Annotated in this window: 19 protein-coding genes; 13 read left to right on the top strand and 6 right to left on the bottom strand. The window is 44.6% G+C overall.

What is annotated here, in order from left to right; translation table 11 throughout:
* Positions 1-3: 3 nt before the first annotated feature.
* From JMY02_RS08240 to JMY02_RS08250, 3 genes are all read left to right on the top strand, one after another.
* Positions 4-750 carry a lysozyme inhibitor LprI family protein gene (locus JMY02_RS08240; protein ID WP_201597074.1) on the top strand — a complete coding sequence of 249 codons (747 nt, stop codon included), beginning with the start codon at positions 4-6 and terminating at the stop codon, positions 748-750.
* Positions 751-1045: 295 nt separating this feature from the next.
* On the top strand, positions 1046-1408 hold the full coding sequence (locus JMY02_RS08245; RefSeq protein WP_201597075.1) for a DUF5376 family protein: 363 nt from the start codon (positions 1046-1048) through the stop codon (positions 1406-1408).
* Between the two features lie 130 nt (positions 1409-1538).
* Entirely contained in the window at positions 1539-1823 is a 285-nt protein-coding gene (locus JMY02_RS08250) for a hypothetical protein (protein WP_201597076.1), read from the top strand.
* A 266-nt stretch (positions 1824-2089) separates the two neighbouring features.
* Here the strand turns inward: JMY02_RS08250 and JMY02_RS08255 are convergent, their stop codons facing one another.
* The 4 genes from JMY02_RS08255 to JMY02_RS08270 form a co-directional block, all read right to left on the bottom strand.
* Positions 2090-2836, bottom strand: coding sequence for an amino acid ABC transporter ATP-binding protein (locus JMY02_RS08255; RefSeq protein WP_201597077.1), 747 nt, complete (start codon positions 2834-2836; stop codon positions 2090-2092).
* 64 nt (positions 2837-2900) lie between these two features.
* Positions 2901-3644 carry an amino acid ABC transporter permease gene (locus JMY02_RS08260; protein ID WP_320157792.1) on the bottom strand — a complete coding sequence of 248 codons (744 nt, stop codon included), beginning with the start codon at positions 3642-3644 and terminating at the stop codon, positions 2901-2903.
* Positions 3645-3658: 14 nt separating this feature from the next.
* Positions 3659-4495: an amino acid ABC transporter substrate-binding protein gene (locus JMY02_RS08265; RefSeq protein ID WP_021812996.1), complete on the bottom strand. Its 837-nt coding sequence runs from the start codon at positions 4493-4495 to the stop codon at positions 3659-3661.
* 307 nt (positions 4496-4802) lie between these two features.
* Complete coding sequence (locus JMY02_RS08270; RefSeq protein ID WP_201597079.1) at positions 4803-5567, bottom strand: UTRA domain-containing protein; 765 nt, start codon at positions 5565-5567, stop codon at positions 4803-4805.
* Positions 5568-5798: 231 nt separating this feature from the next.
* Here JMY02_RS08270 and hutU point away from each other — a divergent pair, with 231 nt between their 5' ends.
* The 10 genes from hutU (at position 5799) to JMY02_RS08320 (ending at position 16433) form a co-directional block, all read left to right on the top strand.
* Entirely contained in the window at positions 5799-7517 is a 1719-nt protein-coding gene (gene hutU / locus JMY02_RS08275; RefSeq protein WP_201597081.1) for a urocanate hydratase, read from the top strand.
* Positions 7518-7610: 93 nt separating this feature from the next.
* Positions 7611-9173 (top strand): histidine ammonia-lyase, encoded by a 1563-nt coding sequence (gene hutH / locus JMY02_RS08280; RefSeq protein ID WP_201597084.1) that lies wholly within the window; start codon positions 7611-7613, stop codon positions 9171-9173.
* A gap of 31 nt (positions 9174-9204) precedes the next feature.
* Complete coding sequence (gene hutG / locus JMY02_RS08285) at positions 9205-10263, top strand: formimidoylglutamase (protein WP_201597086.1); 1059 nt, start codon at positions 9205-9207, stop codon at positions 10261-10263.
* 33 nt (positions 10264-10296) lie between these two features.
* A complete protein-coding gene (gene hutI, locus JMY02_RS08290) occupies positions 10297-11610 on the top strand; it encodes an imidazolonepropionase (protein WP_201597087.1) in 1314 nt (437 codons plus the stop codon).
* Between the two features lie 390 nt (positions 11611-12000).
* Positions 12001-12363, top strand: a complete 363-nt coding sequence (locus JMY02_RS08295) for a roadblock/LC7 domain-containing protein (protein WP_201597091.1) — start codon at positions 12001-12003, stop codon at positions 12361-12363.
* Between the two features lie 391 nt (positions 12364-12754).
* Entirely contained in the window at positions 12755-13249 is a 495-nt protein-coding gene (locus JMY02_RS08300; RefSeq protein ID WP_201597093.1) for a PAS domain-containing protein, read from the top strand.
* 3 nt (positions 13250-13252) lie between these two features.
* Positions 13253-14002, top strand: coding sequence for a PhnD/SsuA/transferrin family substrate-binding protein (locus tag JMY02_RS08305; RefSeq protein ID WP_201597095.1), 750 nt, complete (start codon positions 13253-13255; stop codon positions 14000-14002).
* Between the two features lie 111 nt (positions 14003-14113).
* Positions 14114-14731 carry a hypothetical protein gene (locus tag JMY02_RS08310; protein WP_201597097.1) on the top strand — a complete coding sequence of 206 codons (618 nt, stop codon included), beginning with the start codon at positions 14114-14116 and terminating at the stop codon, positions 14729-14731.
* A 41-nt stretch (positions 14732-14772) separates the two neighbouring features.
* A complete protein-coding gene (locus JMY02_RS08315; RefSeq protein WP_201597099.1) occupies positions 14773-15387 on the top strand; it encodes a hypothetical protein in 615 nt (204 codons plus the stop codon).
* Positions 15388-15761: 374 nt separating this feature from the next.
* Positions 15762-16433, top strand: a complete 672-nt coding sequence (locus JMY02_RS08320; RefSeq protein WP_201597101.1) for a class I SAM-dependent methyltransferase — start codon at positions 15762-15764, stop codon at positions 16431-16433.
* A 19-nt stretch (positions 16434-16452) separates the two neighbouring features.
* Here JMY02_RS08320 and JMY02_RS08325 read toward each other — a convergent pair whose 3' ends face one another.
* Positions 16453-17037 carry a GNAT family N-acetyltransferase gene (locus JMY02_RS08325; protein WP_201597103.1) on the bottom strand — a complete coding sequence of 195 codons (585 nt, stop codon included), beginning with the start codon at positions 17035-17037 and terminating at the stop codon, positions 16453-16455.
* Between the two features lie 151 nt (positions 17038-17188).
* A partial coding sequence (locus tag JMY02_RS08330; protein WP_406947750.1) for a nucleotidyltransferase family protein occupies positions 17189-17967 on the bottom strand: 779 nt, incomplete at its 5' end.

Below are 17967 nucleotides of genomic sequence, written 5' to 3' on the forward strand. Positions count from 1 at the left end.
TCAATGATAACTGTCTTTCGCCAATATAAGTTTCGCTTATTAAAAAGGGCTGGTGTTAGTATTAGCCTATTATTGGCAGCGTCTTTTGGCGCGGCGGTCGTACCTGTAGAAACAAACTTCATATTAGGAATGGATGTGCAGGGACAACGCTTGAACCTTTATCAAGGCTGCCAAGAAGGCAATGTGACTTGCGATGACATGCTACTGGTCGCCCCAGATTTGCAGCGCTTATGGCACATAAAGCCGCACGATAAGAATCTCGATAAGTCGCCCTATAGCGTAAAGCTTTATCGGGCTAAGACCAAGCATAGCTTATGTAAAGATGGCGTGACCCCATGTGGGTTTCAGGGTTATCAATTTGAAGGCGCAGGTGTAAAAGGCTTTATAGATCCTATAGATAAAAAGATACATACAGGCAATGAGTCGACGCTAGATGACAGTTCCGTCACTTACAAAGAGAACTCGGCCTATCTACCACTGGCTTCGCAAGCTGCCCTTATTGATAGTAAATATGCGGCTTCTGATAAAGCGTTGAATAAAAGCTACAGAGTAACGCAGCATGAAGTCAGGCGGCTCTACGGTAAGGATATGGCAATCGATCTAAAAAAAGAGCAGATACAGTGGATAAAACAGCGCTCAAAAGACTGCGGTGCCGATGCTCAGCATCGACCGAGAACTCAGGCCGAAAAAGTCTGCTTTATTCAGCAGAATGACAGCCGAGAACCAGACTACTTTTTGTGGATTGATTGAGGCGTATCATCTTTTTGAGAATAGAATTATTGTATAAGTTGGTGACTTAGTAATACCTATTTATGAATTATCATACACTCTAATATAAGTGGTTCCGCTATAGCAGTCTATTTTGGGTGGTCTATTAATTGGTTTAAAGGATGAAGTGACTGGTTCACTTGGAGTATGCCCTAAAAATAAGGCCGTAAATAACAATATTTAGTTTAGTACTACAAATTTCGGAGGAAAGTTGATAACTTCTTTGTAATTGAAGCAATCTTCTATTTTAGAAGAAATTAATAAAGAAGGATTTGTTATGAGTATGGCTTTTTATTATTTTAAAAATGATGAGTGGGATAGGCCAATACCATCATGTCGTCCTTTAAATAATAGCAATGAAATGAGAATGCTGTCCTACTATTTATCAGAGCTAGATATCGAGTTTTCAGAGAACATTCTTCATAATTTAAGAAATAATAACATTAATATATTAGATATAAGTTCTGAGACTTGGCAAGTTGTCTTAGACGGTAAGAATGTGACGATATACTCTATATATGACGAAGATAATAACGACTTTAAAGCTACTGTCAAAAAAGATGTTTTTGAAAAGTTCATAGCCGCATGGCTTGATTTTTTAAGGCAAGATTACAGTCTTGAGATTATTATTGATTTGTAGGATTAGTGGTGTAGTGAACCTTTTGCGAGATTTTGTTATTAATCTATGTAATTGAAGTTCGATGCCTGTATAGCGCACCGATCATGAATAGAATCTGTATGGTTTATATGCTTTTTATAAGGAGCTTATTATGGTTTGGGAGAATTGGGAATACTATTTATCAGAAAGAGATTTACACGAAAAGGTAAACATACCAGAATGGTTTAAGGTTATCCAATTGAAACAAGAACAACATTCAGACGGTCGCATTTATCACTTCGATATATTCTCACGTTCTGAAATTATTGAAGCATTAAACCAGTTTGAACCTTCTTGTTATGACTGGATAAGTTCAACTCATCATCAAGATGGAATAGAGTACTTAAAAAAATCAGAAGCTAAAGAATTTAAAGTAACCGCAATATGTTGGACTTAAAGTAAATCTTGAGTATGGTTTACATGTAGCGCACTGATTATGAATGAAATATATATGGTAAGTACACCATGAAGTACACTGTGGCTATCTCAGCGTGTCAAAACGTTGACATCATTAGCGTACAACCAAACCTTCAAGTCCTCACTAAGGAACCACTCTTTTTCCCCATCACTATTGATTGCAGCAAATGATTTCAAATGATAAACATAAAAAAAGCCCTAAATGGGCTTTAGTTTTTACAGCGGCGCACGTTACAACGACATAAGCTATTTCTGATCGATACGCTGCAAAAATGCTTGCGTCCTTGGGTGCTTTGAATCCTCAAACAACTGCTTAGCACTGCCCTCTTCGACGACAACACCGTCTTCGATCAAGACCACATGATCCGCCACATCACGTGCAAAATTGATTTCGTGCGTCACCACAATCATTGTCCAGCCTTCAGACGCCAACTGCTTCATGGTTCCGAGCACATCTTGTACCAGCTCAGGATCAAGCGCAGACGTTGGCTCATCAAACAGTAGTAACGATGGCTCGATAGCGAGCGCACGAGCAATACCAATGCGCTGCTGTTGCCCACCCGATAGCTGAAACGGATAGAGATCAGCTTTGTCCGAAAGCCCTACTTTTTCTAGCAAAACCAAAGCCTGCTCACGTGCTTGGGCTTTGGTTTGTCCCTTCACGACTGTCGGCCCTAGCGTTAAGTTTTCGATGGCGGTCTTATGCGGAAACAAGTTATAAGATTGAAAAACCATGCCTGACTTACGTTGCAGCGCCAATAGTGTTTTTTTCTTCGGTTTGGTGGCAAAGTCAACCGTTAAACTGCCATCATCAAAGGCTATCACGCCTTGGTCAGGAATTTCTAGCGCATTGAGGCAACGCAAAAAAGTGGTTTTGCCCGACCCTGATGGCCCTAATATTACCACCACCTTGCCTTTTTCGATGGTCAAATCGATGCCTTTAAGCACTTGATTGCCACCGAAAGCTTTGTGAATATTAGTGACTTTGATCATAAAAGTTCCTGTGGTACGGAGGATACGGAAGCGATAGTGTTATAAAAAACAGGAAACCGTCCGTCTATTTTGCGATATAGCGATCGAGTCTGGTTTCAAGCTTACCTTGGATAAAGGTCAAGAACAGACAAATACCCCAATAAATAATCGCCGCTTCGGTATAAACCAGCATAAACTCATAGTTACGTGCCGTGATAATCTGCGCTTGCTTAAACAGCTCAGTCACCAGTACCAATGAGGCCAATGACGTGTCTTTTACCAAACTGATAAAGGTATTAGACAATGGCGGCACCGACACACGCAGCGCTTGCGGTAAAATGACGTGGCGAAAGGTTTGTAGATAGGTCAATCCTACAGTCGACCCTGCTTCCCACTGGCCTTTGGGAATGGACAAGATCGATGCTCGCACCGTCTCTGATGCGTAAGCGCCAATATTAAGTGAAAAAGCAATGATCGCTGATGGAAAAGGATCAAGTTTGACGCCCACACTTGGCAAGCCATAAAAGATAATAAACAACTGCACCAGCATTGGCGTGCCGCGAATGGCCGACACATAAACACGGGCAAGTCTATAAACAATCTCATGAAACCAGCCAGCACGCGGCACAATACGAATCAGCGCCACTGTCAGAGCAATAGCCATACCAATCGCAAATGAAATCAATGCCAGCGGTATCGAATAATAGATAGCGCCTTTAAGCATAGGCCAAAAGGATGAGATGACAATTTGCGCCCGATCAGGGCTCATAAATGGCAATAATGCCAATAAATCAGCTAGCCATGACACAGACATTATAGAAGCTGGCATGATAGACCCTAACATTATTTTTGTTGGCTGATATCAGCACCAAAGAACTCTTCGCTAAGCTTGGTGAGCGTACCATCGGCCGCTAATGCTGCCATCGCTTCGTCCAATTTTGCTACGACTGCGTCATCACCTTTTAACAAAACCAAACCTGAGCCTGTTTGCTCACTAACAGGTGCAGTCAGTTTGATTTCCAGCTCAGCATCTGGGAATTTTTTTAGATAATCTAATACCGCAAGATTGTCATTCATTGTAAAGTCTGCACGATCTTGTTTGACCAGTTGGATGGCTTGTGCCATACCATCGACAGGAACGATCTCTGCGCCATAACGTTCTGCCAACTCACCATAGTTACTGCTGAGTGATTGAGCCGTACGTAGACCTTTTAAGTTGTCCCATGAACTATAACGGTTGTCATCCTTTGGTGCCAAAACCACCGCACCTGACCAGCTATAAGCCATGGCTTTGTCATACTTGGCTTGACGTTCAGGCGTGGTCAAGCTGACTTGATTGGCCACCATATCAAAACGTTTTGAGTCCAAACCTGCCAGCATCGCATCCCACTGGGTTTCTTTAAATTCAACATCAACGCCCAATTTGTCAGCCACGGCACGGGTGACTTCGACATCATAACCTGTCAATTTACCGCTCTCATCATGATAAGTGAATGGTGGATAAGTGCCTTCCGTACCGACATTGATGGTGCCGCCGTTATTGATACGTTGCAGCAAATCAGATCCGCCTGTTGCAGCACTGTCTGTCGCAGTGTTGTCAGCGTCATTAGTAGTAGACTGACCACAAGCAGCAAGTAGCATAGTACTAGCGGCAAGGGCTAAGAGAGTACGACGTTTCATAAGACGTCCTTATAAGAGTAAGAGTAGATGAATAAACCGGAACCACATAATGTCAGCAAATAATAAGAAAACCCCCACAAACAGATATCGTCATACAACAGATACTCTAGATTGCTTGGCTTTGGTTGCTCGATTTGAGGATATTCAGCGTATTTTTCAATACTGTTTTTATATTAATTTTACACTTTTAACGCTTTGAGAAAATACTTTAAGGCTATCACTGCCAATTAACGCGTGTTCAACACTTACATACTAGCGTACTTCAAAAAGAATAAACGTACAAAAACAGTGAGCATGCGTAGGGTCATTACAGCTCTCCTGAGAATTGGTATCGATCGCCAGCATGCCACATTTTGACAAAGGTCAGCACTTGACCTGCTGAATAGGTCTGGCGACACAAAACTAACGTTGGCGACTGCGGTGCAATTTGTAGCGCAGTCGCAATCTCATCTGGGGCAGCCAATGCACGAATGGTGTAACTGCCGCGCTCCAGTGGGCTTTTGGCAATCAAGTAATCACTGGTATTAACCACGCTAAAATCCTGCTCGATGAATTTTGGTACTTTTTTGGCATCGACCCAGCGTTCTTCAAACTGGATCGGTTGACCATCAGCGAAGTGGACAATTTTTACTTCATATAAAACAGCCGCTTTATGATTGCTACTCATATTATCAGTATTTTTCAAATCAGTAGACGCATCTGTCTCCTCGATAGCAAATTTGCGGCGCAGTTCATCATCGAGCATATCAGCGGTAATCACGCGCTTGCTCATCACCTTTGCTTGATAATCGCGATTGGCCGATTTTAAATCTTGGGCAATATTACGCACCTCTACAAAGGTATGATTGAATTGCTGCTGCGCGACAAACGTCCCCGACCCTTGCCGACGCTCCAATACCCGCTCCGCGCTTAGCTCCTTTAGAGCGCGGTTGACCGTCATACGCGAGACACCAAACTCTGCTGCCAATGCCATTTCGGTAGAAATCACCTTCCCCGCCTGCCATTTGCCCGCATGGATATTATCCAATATCGCCTGTTTAATCCGCTGATACGCCGGAATCGTCTTTGTCATATCCGTCTTTAACCGTCAATTTTGCCCATAAGAAGAGCGCCATAATATCATGGCAATCATCATAACCTGCATCCAAACAACCGACCTTGCGGTTCTCTGTTATAAATAATTAAATGAATACTAAAAAATTGCTTGCATGAAAAAATAATCTTTGATAATTTGTATATACAACTTTGCGTGATAGCAAACAATCTTATTAGACAACTGTATAAACAATCATAAGGAATGGTTATGACCACCGAGAATGGAACGCGTAAAAATGCTGAGTTTACCCGCCGTGACGAGAGTCGTAATATTGCCGCACCCACAGGCAGCACCCTACATTGCAAAAGCTGGCTGACCGAAGCGCCTTATCGGATGCTGCAAAACAATCTGCATCCTGATGTCGCTGAGAACCCAAAAAGTCTAGTGGTCTATGGTGGTATTGGACGCGCTGCTCGTAATTGGGAAAGCTACGATCAAATCCTAGCGTCACTAAAAGAACTAGAAGACGATGAGACCTTATTGGTGCAATCTGGAAAACCGGTCGGCGTGTTTCAAACGCATGAAAATGCACCGCGTGTATTAATTGCCAACTCCAACCTTGTACCGCGCTGGGCGACGTGGGAGCATTTCAATGAGCTCGATCGCAAAGACTTATTTATGTATGGTCAAATGACGGCGGGTAGCTGGATTTATATCGGCACACAAGGCATTGTGCAAGGCACGTATGAGACGTTCGTCGAAGCAGGTCGTCAGCACTATGACGGCAGCTGGACAGGACGCTGGATTTTGACCGCAGGACTTGGCGGCATGGGCGGCGCACAGCCATTAGCGGCAACCTTTGCTGGCGCGACCTCTCTAAACATCGAATGTCAGCAGTCTAGTATCGATTTTCGTTTGCGCACTGGTTACGTCGACAAGCAAGCAGACGATCTTGACCATGCTTATGAATTGATTAAGCAGCATACCGATGCTGGCGAAGCGGTCTCAATCGCGCTACTTGGCAATGCCGCAGATATCTTGCCTGAAATGGTTAAACGCGCCAAAGCTGGCGGCATGAAGCCTGATTTGGTGACCGATCAGACCTCAGCCCATGACTTAATCAATGGCTATCTGCCCAGTGGCTGGAGCGTTGAAGAATGGAAAGCTGCGCAAGAAGATCCAGAGCAACATGCCGCACTTACCAAAGCAGCTGCCCAATCTTGCGCCACACACGTACAAGCCATTTTAGATCTACAAGCGATGGATATTCCAGCAACGGATTACGGCAATAATATCCGTCAAGTGGCGTTCGATGAAGGGGTCAAAGACGCCTTTAACTTCCCCGGTTTTGTCCCTGCTTATATTCGTCCGCTATTTTGCCAAGGTAAAGGCCCATTCCGCTGGGTGGCGCTATCCGGTGATCCAGAAGACATCTATAAAACCGACCAAAAGATTAAAGAATTGTTTCCTGAAAACCAACATATCCATCGCTGGCTGGATATGGCAAAAGAGCGCATTCAGTTCCAAGGCTTGCCTGCCCGTATCTGCTGGTTGGGTCTTGGTGAGCGTGACAAAGCAGGCTTGGCGTTTAACGAGATGGTCAAAAACGGTGAGCTGAAAGGCCCTATCGTCATTGGTCGTGATCACTTAGATACTGGCTCTGTTGCCAGTCCAAACCGCGAAACCGAAAGCATGAAAGATGGCTCAGACGCGGTGTCTGATTGGGCACTATTGAACGCTATGCTCAATGTCGCAGGTGGCGCGACTTGGGTATCGCTACATCACGGCGGCGGTGTCGGCATGGGCTACTCGCAGCACTCAGGTATGGTCATCGTCGCTGATGGTACGGATGCGGCCGCCAAACGCTTGGCACGCGTACTGGTCAATGATTGTGGCTCAGGCGTTATGCGTCATGCAGATGCAGGCTATGAGCTAGCGATCAAAACCGCCAAAGACTATGGTTTAAATCTACCGATGATTAAATAGCAGTGTGTTGCTATTCATCACGGATTGACAGCCAATTCATTTCCATGATTTAAAATATTCATACTAAAAGACAAATAATAAAGGATGATACGCATGACTACTATAAAAGAGATGACACTACACCCGCGCCAGCTTAGCTTTGAGATGCTACGCGATATTTATGATCAACCTATCACCCTAACGCTTCCTGAGAGTGCTTATGCAGCCATAGACGCCTCTCACGAAGATGTGCGTACGATCATTGCTCGTGACAAAAGCGCTTATGGCATCAATACAGGTTTTGGCTTGTTAGCAAAGACGCGTATCAGTGATGATCAGCTTGAGCTGCTTCAGCGTAACTTGATCGTCTCTCACTCGGTGGGCACGGGTGAGGCACTACCAGACAATGTGGTGCGATTGATTATGGTGATGAAGGTAGCCAGCTTGGCTCAAGGTGTCTCTGGTGTACGTCGCGAGGTAGTTGATAGCTTACTTGGTTTAATCAACAATCAAATCACCCCCAACATTCCGGCCAAAGGCTCCGTTGGCGCGTCTGGTGATCTAGCTCCTTTATCACATATGACGCTAGCTATGATGGGTGAAGGCCATGTGTATGTCGCTGGCGAAAAAGTCCTCGCGGCAGATGCATTGGCACAGCACGGACTTGAGCCAATCACACTGGCAGCTAAAGAAGGTCTTGCCCTCATCAACGGGACGCAAGTATCAACAGCACTGGCACTCCGTGGTTATTTCTTAGCACGCAACTTGCTTGAGACAGCGACCATCGTCGGCTCTTTGTCTATCGATGCTGCCAAAGGCTCAGATGCGCCATTTGATGCGCGTATTCACGAAGTTCGTGGACATCATGGGCAAATCGAAATCGCCAAAGCGCATCGTCAACTAATCAAAGGCAGTGCCATTCGCGCCTCGCACGATGGCGAGCAAGACGACAGAGTGCAAGACCCTTATTGCTTGCGTTGTCAGCCACAGGTCATGGGTGCCTGTCTTGACATCATCAACCAAGCAGGCAAAACGTTATTAATCGAATCAAACGCGGTGACTGATAACCCACTTATCTTCAATAATGAAGATGGTCCGGTCGCTATTTCAGGCGGTAACTTCCATGCTGAGCCAGTTGCTTTTGCTGCTGACATTTTAGCCTTGGCAATCGCTGAGATTGGTTCTATGTCTGAGCGCCGTGTGGCTTTGCTGATCGATGCGACTTTGTCAGGTGGCTTACCGCCATTCTTGGTTGACAATGCTGGGGTAAACTCAGGCTTTATGATTGCCCATGTGACCGCAGCAGCGCTGGCATCTGAAAACAAATCTATCGCTCATCCAGGCAGTGTCGACAGTATCCCGACTTCTGCCAACCAAGAAGATCATGTGTCGATGGCAACTTATTGTGCACGCCGCCTATATGAGATGGTACAAAACACCGCCACCATTATCGGTATTGAGCTATTGGCAGCAGGTCAAGGTATTGATTTCCGTCGCGGCCTTGAGACTTCAGAGATGCTAACGACCGCCCATCAAAAACTACGCGCGCAAGTGACTTTTTATGACAAAGATCGCTACCTCGCTCCTGATATCGAAGCGGCCAAACAACTGGTATTAGATGGCACGCTCGCTGAGCATTGGGAATCACTACGTAGCGATTGGTACGATTCTAAATAAATATTTATTTATATTTTAAAGGATATCGGCGATGACCAACACAACTGTTAGCCACACTCTCGCGGACATGACTCGCTGGACAGGACGCGCAGAGCCATTTGAAACCGACCGTGCCCTCTACTGGTATCAGCTTGCCGAGCGTTATGAGCAGCAATGTATTGGGCTAGTTGGTTTCGCTTGTGATCAAGGCGTTAGGCGCAATCAAGGACGTGTGGGTGCCAAAGCAGCGCCGCCATTGATTCGTCAGGCATTTGCCACGCTGCCAGTCATCTCTGCCTTGCAAAAACGCTTTGACGGTCAATTGCTAACTCTATTGGGTGATGCAGGCGATATTCATTGTCACGATGACAATGATTTTGCTGCGAGCATCCTTGAACAAGCTCAGGTTAAGTATGCCGAAAAGGTCAGCCATGTTATTAAACAAGGCGGTCTGCCCATCGGACTTGGTGGTGGTCATGCTATCGCGTATGGCAGCTTTTTAGGATTGTGGCAAGCATTAGCCAATACGAATGATGGCCATAGTAATCGCGCCATAAATAGTGAAAATGATACAAACGTAACCCCTACTATCGGGATTATTAATTTTGATGCTCATCTGGATATTCGTCAGTCGGATGTGGCAACGTCCGGTACGCCGTTTCGCCAAATTGCTGAGCACCTTGCTGCAAACGGTCAACCGTTTAACTATTGCTGCATCGGTGTTAGTCAATTTTCGAATACCGCCGCGCTCTTTGATCGCGCTAAGCAATTGGGTGTCCATATCATCAGTGATGAAGACTGTCATCATCAGACGTGGGAAATACTAGCCAAGCAAATTGAGGCGTTTATCAGTCACGTCGATGTACTTTATATGACCATTGATATGGACTGCTTGCCATCAAGCGTCGTACCGGGGGTCAGTGCGCCAGCGGCCTATGGTATTGAGCTAAGTTCCGTTGAGCGCACGGTCAAACTGATTATGGCATCAGGCAAGGTAAAGGTAGCCGATATCGCTGAAATCAACCCTACCTTTGATGTTGATAATCGTAGCTGCAAGGTCGCTGCTCGTCTATTGGCGACTATCGTAGAACAGCACTTACTTGTCAGCTAAACGCACTGGCTTCCCAATTATCAGGAGCATATTATGAATGAATCAGAGAATTTTAAGAATAAGACGCTCGACGAATCTACTATGACCTCATTTGACCACCTTATTATCAATGTCAATCTGGCCACATTTTCGGCGCAATACGGCTTTGGTATCAATACAAATGAGCATGCTAATAGCACCCCGTACGGTCAGTTAGAAAACGCTGCTATCGGTATCAAGGAAGGCAAAATTGCATGGATAGGCGCGCATGAGCAAATGACACCGCATCTCACTCATTATGAAGACCATCAAATCACAGACGCAGATGGTCATTGGATAACACCCGGATTGATCGATTGTCACACTCATATTGTTTATGGTGGCAATCGCAGCAATGAGTTCGAAGCGCGTCTCCATGGTGCCAGTTATCAAGATATCGCAGCACAAGGCGGCGGTATTGTCGCGACCGTCAGCGCCACTCGTGAGGCTAACATTGAAATACTGTTTGCCCAAAGTGAAAAACGCCTACTCGCGCTCATAAAAGAAGGCGTGACCAGCATCGAAATCAAATCTGGTTATGGTCTGGATTTAGACACTGAACGTAAAATGCTAACGGTTGCGCGCCAGCTGGGCGAAAAACACAATATTCATGTGAGCACCACTTACCTCGCCGCCCATGCGCTACCACCTGAGTATAAAGGTCGTGCCGACGACTATATCGAGCAAGTCTGCGCGTGGATGCCAATCTTGCATGCAGAAGGCTTGGTCGATGCGGTTGATGGCTTTTGTGAAAACATTGCTTTTAGTACCGAACAAATCAAACGGGTTTTTGAAGTCGCACGCACATTGGGATTACCAGTCAAACTGCACTCTGAGCAGTTATCTGACATAGGCGGTAGCGCCTTGGTCGCGGAATACCAAGGACTATCAAGTGACCATCTAGAGCACTTGTCAGAAGACGATATCAAAAAGATGGCCACAAGCAATACAGTGGCTGTCTTATTGCCGGGCGCGTTTTATACTTTGCGTGATACCAATTTGCCGCCGATTGACGCCCTGCGTAAACACCAAGTGCCCATGGCGATTTCAACCGACTGCAATCCGGGTACCTCACCGCTGACATCGCTATTATTGGCGATGAATATGGGCTGTACCTTATTTTATCTCACGCCTGAGGAAGTATTAGCAGGAACGACCATTCATGCCGCACAAGCACTAGGCTTAACCCAAAAAGGTAAAATAGAAGTGGGCTGCGATGCGGATTTGGCATTATGGGATATTACTCGCCCTGCCGATTTGGCGTATCAAATAGGGCTCAATCCTATTCAAGGTATTATGTGTCACGGCAAGTGGCGCGAAAAAATATAATTCATATCGTTTTGTTTATCATCATGCAAAAAGCCCCAGTCATTAAATGATTGGGGCTTTTTATATATGCGAATCCATAGACTCCTACTTTATGCTATTACCAAAAACTCATGGAATAAATAAGTATATAAAATCATCGCATCTAACTTACAGTAAATTCAATCATATAACCCATTCTTTTATCTAAATTTTCTTATATAAATAATAGATTCAAAGGCAAAGAATCAAAGATAAACGGTAAAAAAATATCGAGATTTTCGAATTAAATTAACAATTACTATATCAATATTATTAACAAGGAATTACAATACCTTTATCAAAATAAGGGTATTTTTGGCCAACTCTACTATCTCATCAATACAAACCAACAACCAGTATAGAGAAATCGATATGCGTACAGACTCGTTCCAGCAAATCTTGGAAGACCTAAACAGCTCCTCAGCGGATGTTGAAGCATCTGCCCTCATTTCTAACGATGGTCTTATGATTGCTTCAGCGCTACCGGCTGGCGTTGATGAAGACCGCGTTGGCGCTATGTCAGCGGCTTTATTGTCATTGGGTGACCGCGCAGGGCGTGAGTTGGCACGTGGCAGTATCGACCGTATTATGATTCAAGGCGAAAAAGGCTATGTAATCATGACCTCTTCTGGCGAAGAAGCGGTGCTCACCATTATGGCAAAACAAAATGCGAAGCTGGGTTTGATATTCTTAGACATCAAACGTGCCTCAGAAGCGCTGGCAAAGCTTATCTGATTAGCAATGTTTTTGATTGCCAGTGTTCTTGATTGATAATGTTATCGACAATAACCACACCAGAGTGGCTTTTTAATCATTAGGGCGTGTTGAACATTCACAAATAGGCACTGCTGATTGCTAAAACGGTTCCAGACAAGGCGCAAGTTGATGATAATGTTAATACCTTAGCGAGACTTGCAACACCGTATGGGGCAGTTTTAGCATCAGCCCCAATAATAAAAACAGGGGACAGGACTCTTTTTTGCCGCTTCATTGCTAAAAATAGCTGTATAGAATAACTATACTTACTATTTTTACCTTCGAATCGCCTAAAAAATAGTCTCTGTCAGTGCCATGGTTGAATGTTCAACATGCCCTACAAATATAACGATAAATGAAGGAGATTACGATGGGTTCTCCGATCCCTGATGCACATAAGCCTGATATGCCTGCTGAGCAGATTACGCTGACTTACCATGATGGCACTTCACGAACTGTCTATGATACTGGTATTGAACGCGCCTACCCTGATGGCAAGCTGATCGTATCGCGTACGGATTTGAACGGCGTCATCACGCACGTCAACGATGCGTTTGTCGAAATTAGCGGCTATAATATTGATGAGCTAATTGGTCAACAGCATTATATTCTGCGCCATCCTGATATGCCAAAAGCCGCTTATAAAGATTTGTGGGATACCGCTGCATCTGGACAAAAATGGCATGGCTACGTCAAAAACCTATGCAAAGATGGCAGTCATTATTGGGTTTATGCGACCGTTGTGCCCAATATTCGTCGCGGCGAAACAGTGGGCTATACCTCTGTGCGACGTAAGCCATCACGCAGCAAAATCGAAGCAGCAATCGCTCAGTATGCCCAAATGACACAGAATGAGGAAGGCTAAATCATGACGACACACAATATGTTAATCGCCCCTGATTTTTCGCCTGAGCGCTTTGCAGGCTGGCATATGTTTAATACGTTGATCCAAAAACGTGCCAACCTCAATATGCATCTGAATATACCAGCATCGCATGCTGAGCAAGAACAAATTATTGATGCAGGTGATATTCAGGTTATCTATGCCAATCCTTTTGATGCAGCCACGCTTATCCGTGAGCAAGGCTATCGAGCGGTTGCGCGTCCCATCGGTAAATCTGATGAGATGGTCATTGCAGCAGCGGCCAATAGTGATATCAAGCGCTTAGAAGGCATTAAAGCTGGGGCTACCATCGCCATGGCAGACAACCGTGATGTGAAGCTAATCGGCTTACGCTTGCTAGAAGCGGTCGACATAGAAGAGGCTGATATCAGCTGGGATGTGACCGAGACCTATCAGGCAGCTGCCCGTAAAGTCATCAAAGGCGATGCCCAGGCCGCCTTTTTCTTGGCAGAAATATTCCATAGCTTTTCACGCTTGACCAAAACCCAATTATCTGTGCTTATCGAAAGCGACTTGGCTGATATCAGCCATGTGCTACTCATCAAAGACGGTTTCCCAGACGCACAAATCTTCATAGAAGCCGTTCTTAATTTACATAGCGATGATGATGGCAAAGAAGCGTTGGCCGAACTTGGTATGCCCCAAGGGTTTGAAGCGATGAATGAAGAAGATGCTGAGTTTATGATCGACTTGATGCAAACACTACTTGATTGATCGCTCATTGGCAGTGTTGATATCGGGCTTTATTTTGCTAGAGTCAATCACGATTTGTCGCAATGCGGGCGCAATTGTCGCCATAACGGCTATGACGTAGAGGATCCCATTATGTCTGATATAGACCTTATCAAAGAAAATGAGAGAGAGGCACACCGAGTATTTCGGTTGTACTCTCGTAAGGTATTTTTGGCACCCAATAATCGTCATTTTCATGAGCAACGTATCAACGCGGCGTTGCTGTTAACCGAAAAAGAGCCACTGCAAGGCGCTGTTGCAGACTTTTTCTACGGCTGCTGGTTTGACATTCCGTACGACGTAAACAACCTGTTTACGCGTATTAAGGATCGTCTCTACCCTCACGTCAAGCAAGGTTTTCGCGATTGTATTGATAAAAAAAGGTATATTGAGCGCAATAGTATGCTGGCAACGCGCTGGAGTGTGCTGGTCTCGCCTTCTCTCAATGAGCAAGAGCAGCGACTGCGTATCAGTAGTGATGATGCAAAAGAGATCTCTAAAAACATTACCGCTGAGCTGATGCAAGCACGTGATGACAAAGATTGGGGGACGATTGAGCAAATAGAAAATGAGTTTTTTGCCCATTGTATGACGCGCAATGATCGTCTGGCGTTTTCTTTGGTGTGGTTTCGCTTGGGTAAAAGTGACTGGCAGTTCGATGAACGCTGGAATAACTGTCAGCAACGCCTAGATCAAACCATCAAAAGCTAACTTCTTACTTATACAAAACTTTCATCACAATGGTAGCCGCTATGTCCTCTTACTTAAATGCTGATAAAACCTATCTGACCTTGACCCCAGCTGGAATTTTTGAGGCATTTTCACAAAATGAACCGACTGATGAACAGCTGTCATTACAAGATCTCTTGTCTTATGAGCAGACCTTACTGGCTGCTGATTGGCTGGAGCGCTATTCTGATGACTGGTTACAAAGCTTTATAGAGCAAGGTTGGATTGAGAAGCTGTCTCTCTTTTTGCCAGCGCCCAATTTGCCATTGGATCAGTTTTTGCCCTATGTGGTTGCCAGCTTATCGGGCAAACGCCGCGCCGCGATTGGCTCTGATGAAGGGTTTTGTCTGGCGCGGATTGGCTACAGCCAAGAGGAAGCGGACATGCTAAGTGTGGCAGCGGCTGATTTTTCGGGCTTTATGCTACGCCAAAAACAACGCGGCTGGGCAGTAGAAAGCCAAGCCATTTCATTTTTTCAGCAAGTCGATTTATTGATTCCTGAAACCAGTTTTGTGTTTTTATGGATTGATGGTTCAGGCTACGTGCTTATCATCGATGGCGAACCTTTGACCAATAGCCGTGCCTTTGTAGAGCTGGTATGGGCATTAAAAACATCGGGACTAAGATTCCTGAGCTAAACCCATTCCCTACCTGACTCGGCTCAACATGCATTAATAACCACTTACCTCAATAAATGCGCCTGATTTTCTTTAAAAAAGGTGCATTATCCTTCTCTATTATTCCTCTCTAATGTTATATTATTTCTACATGTCTTATTGTTCTCTGCTATCCAGCGGCGATAGCTGATTTACGCATAGTAATAAGAATACCCTGAGAATTAACAACACCTTATCAAGATGTTGAGTCATAATATCCCTAATACTGAAACCACGCTTTTTTGAAGTGTTTATAAAGTTTTGACAACTTAACTCATTATCGTCAGCTATTACCCTCTTTAAAAGTGGCAACTTCTGCCAAATATTGCACTCTTGCTTATTTTTTAGGACCTTTTATGACTTCGTTGACCACTGTGCGCTTGCGTTATCAAACGATTGAAATTGGCAACACAGATATTCATATTTGTACCCTGCGTGACAATCAACAATTTAGTGATCCCGAAAATGAAGCATTAGATTTGGGTATTTGTTCGGCTTCTTGGCCGATGTTTGGCGTGATATGGCCGTCAAGTTTAGTGCTGGCCAATCATATGCTCAATTACGATATTGCAGGAAAGCGCATCTTGGAAGTTGGCTGCGGTATGGCACTGTCGAGCCTATTGCTTAATAGCCGACATGCTGATATCACAGCGACTGACTATCATCCGACGGTTGAGTATTTCCTCGATCGCAATACCACACTCAATAATAATGAAGAGATCAATTTTGAGCGTTTAGACTGGGCAGAAGACAATAGCCACCTTGGTCAGTTTGATATGATTATCGGTAGTGACTTGCTTTACGAAGACCAACACATCGATATCTTGGCGGCGTTTATCGCGCGTCATGCACTGCCAACCTGTGAGGTTATCGTCGTAGATCCGGGTCGTGGTCGCAAAAACAAGCTGACCAATAAGATGACAGAGTTTGGTTTTAGCAGCAAGCATGTCAAGCCTGAGAATACCGCCTATCTTGACGCGCCTTTTAAAGGGCATATTTTGACGTTTTCACGCGATAGCAGCAAATAAGAGAAACAGTGAGTGGCTATCATATATAGGATTGAGTAATGTCACTGTCTTGCCACTGCTGCCGAGTTATCTTGTACAACACATGCTCAGCAAGCAGATGATTAGGGTCAAGCATGGGGTGATAAAAATCTTGCTGTGTGTTCGTCATGCCGATACGTTCCATAATCAGTTGTGAGCGCTGGTTGATGACGGCAGTAAATGAGACAATGTCATCAAGTGCCAGCTCGGTAAAGGCAAACTGTAACGCTGCATGTGCCGCTTCAGTTGCATAGCCTTGTCCCCAATACTCCTTGCGCAACCGCCACGCAATCTCAACCGCAGGGGCAAACGACATATCGGCATGTGTATCATTTAAGCCCACAAACCCGATAAAGTTATTACGATTTTTTGAACCGTCTTTTAAGCTGACCGCCCAAAAGCCCCAGCCATTGTCTCCAATAAGCTGCTGGCATTTTTTGGCAATAGTGTTGCTCACGGTAGTCGATAATAACTTTGGAAAGTATTGCATCACTTCAGGATCAGCATTCATCTCAGCAAATATCGCAAAGTCACTTGTTTGCCATTGTTTAAGATAAAGGCGGTCTGTTTCTATCACATTGGTCATTTTTTCACTTATTTTTACTTGATATAGTCGGTGAAAAGCAATATCGCTACAACACGTACTGCTGGTGCAAATTTTTCTTGTTTGCTGTGCCTTCGCAGCTCGATGCTGCAAAAAATTTACACCAACAATACTATAGCGACTTTAAAGTCTTTCAACTATAGTGAGTGTCATTCAGACTGCTCAGCCAGCCTTTCTGCTGCGCATAAGTAAGCTGAGCTGGCGTATCAATGTCATAGCTGAGCTGCGCATTGGCAACTGTCATTATTCGACTGGGCGGCAAGCTTCTAATCAAGTGACGCAAACCCTTATCCCCCATTAGCTCCGACTGCCATTGTCTTAATAACTCATAATCAATCACTAAAGGCAGTCCAGTGATATCTTTTTTAAGTATATCAGTGCTATTTTCCTTATCTAAATACGTCCAGCTATGATAACCACTTGCAACCACTGCCTGCTTACCTGCCAGCAATGCCATTAAATGCGGCGCATCGAGTAAGACTTGATCGATACCCATGATTAATGCTCGATCAATCGATAGGTCCGTAACGTCAGTCAACGCCTCAATTCCTAAAGACAAACTATCTGCCATACCCGTTTCAGGTTGTGTGTTCATCACTACTCGAATCACTGGATGCTGAAAAGCCAATTGGTCAATCACACTGGCAATCAATTGATGGTTATCAGGAATGACCACGATGATGGCTTGCGGCTTGGTGGTCAGTGCAAGTTTTAGCATATAGCAAATGAGTGGTTCACCCTGTTTGCACAGTAACTGTTTGGCCTGACCTAAGCGCTGACTGAGGCCACTTGCCAATACAATCACTGCATGATTTTGCTCATATTTTTTCACATAGTTTTTCACATAGTTTTTCACATAGTTTTTCACATAGTTTTTCACATAGTTTTTCACATAGTTTTTCACATAGTTTT

It is taken from the genome of Psychrobacter vallis (assembly GCF_904846715.1).
Classification (GTDB): domain Bacteria; phylum Pseudomonadota; class Gammaproteobacteria; order Pseudomonadales; family Moraxellaceae; genus Psychrobacter; species Psychrobacter vallis.

Coding starts and splice junctions, on each gene's coding strand:
- JMY02_RS08255 (WP_201597077.1), bottom strand. CDS start 2,836: ATGATCAAAGTCACTAATATTCACAAAGCTTTCGGTGGCAATCAAGTG.
- JMY02_RS08260 (WP_320157792.1), bottom strand. CDS start 3,644: ATGCCAGCTTCTATAATGTCTGTGTCATGGCTAGCTGATTTATTGGCA.
- hutG (WP_201597086.1), top strand. CDS start 9,205: ATGACCAACACAACTGTTAGCCACACTCTCGCGGACATGACTCGCTGG.
- hutI (WP_201597087.1), top strand. CDS start 10,297: ATGAATGAATCAGAGAATTTTAAGAATAAGACGCTCGACGAATCTACT.
- JMY02_RS08265 (WP_021812996.1), bottom strand. CDS start 4,495: ATGAAACGTCGTACTCTCTTAGCCCTTGCCGCTAGTACTATGCTACTT.
- JMY02_RS08240 (WP_201597074.1), top strand. CDS start 4: ATGATAACTGTCTTTCGCCAATATAAGTTTCGCTTATTAAAAAGGGCT.
- JMY02_RS08245 (WP_201597075.1), top strand. CDS start 1,046: ATGAGTATGGCTTTTTATTATTTTAAAAATGATGAGTGGGATAGGCCA.
- hutU (WP_201597081.1), top strand. CDS start 5,799: ATGACCACCGAGAATGGAACGCGTAAAAATGCTGAGTTTACCCGCCGT.
- JMY02_RS08305 (WP_201597095.1), top strand. CDS start 13,253: ATGACGACACACAATATGTTAATCGCCCCTGATTTTTCGCCTGAGCGC.
- JMY02_RS08310 (WP_201597097.1), top strand. CDS start 14,114: ATGTCTGATATAGACCTTATCAAAGAAAATGAGAGAGAGGCACACCGA.
- JMY02_RS08320 (WP_201597101.1), top strand. CDS start 15,762: ATGACTTCGTTGACCACTGTGCGCTTGCGTTATCAAACGATTGAAATT.
- JMY02_RS08295 (WP_201597091.1), top strand. CDS start 12,001: ATGCGTACAGACTCGTTCCAGCAAATCTTGGAAGACCTAAACAGCTCC.
- JMY02_RS08270 (WP_201597079.1), bottom strand. CDS start 5,567: ATGACAAAGACGATTCCGGCGTATCAGCGGATTAAACAGGCGATATTG.
- JMY02_RS08315 (WP_201597099.1), top strand. CDS start 14,773: ATGTCCTCTTACTTAAATGCTGATAAAACCTATCTGACCTTGACCCCA.
- JMY02_RS08325 (WP_201597103.1), bottom strand. CDS start 17,037: ATGACCAATGTGATAGAAACAGACCGCCTTTATCTTAAACAATGGCAA.
- JMY02_RS08300 (WP_201597093.1), top strand. CDS start 12,755: ATGGGTTCTCCGATCCCTGATGCACATAAGCCTGATATGCCTGCTGAG.
- JMY02_RS08250 (WP_201597076.1), top strand. CDS start 1,539: ATGGTTTGGGAGAATTGGGAATACTATTTATCAGAAAGAGATTTACAC.
- hutH (WP_201597084.1), top strand. CDS start 7,611: ATGACTACTATAAAAGAGATGACACTACACCCGCGCCAGCTTAGCTTT.